This window comes from Chromohalobacter sp. HP20-39 (assembly GCF_033052815.1).
Classification (GTDB): Bacteria; Pseudomonadota; Gammaproteobacteria; order Pseudomonadales; family Halomonadaceae; genus Chromohalobacter.
This window is the reverse complement of the sequence record NZ_JAWHTP010000502.1, coordinates 1-291: the sequence shown is the minus strand read 5'-3', so window position 1 is coordinate 291 and position 291 is coordinate 1. Positions and strand designations below refer to the sequence as shown.

1 protein-coding gene is annotated in these 291 nt (G+C 61.9%); it reads right to left on the bottom strand.

What is annotated here, in order from left to right; all coding sequences use genetic code 11:
* Positions 1-291, bottom strand: a 291-nt coding sequence (locus RVY79_RS18975; protein WP_317466107.1) for a hypothetical protein, incomplete at both ends; no start/stop codon positions are given.

The following is a 291-nucleotide window of genomic DNA, read 5'->3' as shown; positions in this document are numbered from 1 at the left end:
GACGAGCGGAATGCGCGCAGGCTGTCGTTGAAGGACCCAGAGAACAAGTACCAACCCCAGCCCAGAAGCGCGAAGATGCTGTACATCAGCGCCAGATTCATCCCCGCTTCGCGCGCCGAAGCGTCGATCGACTGCTGTTCGAAGCCAAACGTCTTGCACAGGGCCTGCGGCGGGGGCAAGCCTTTGACGGCAGACGTGGTGTCCTTGCATGTCTGCATCGTGATATAGCCAGCCGGAGCCGCCGGATACTTGGCTCTATCAGCGACGGACTGGAGCAGCTCGCGCGGGATC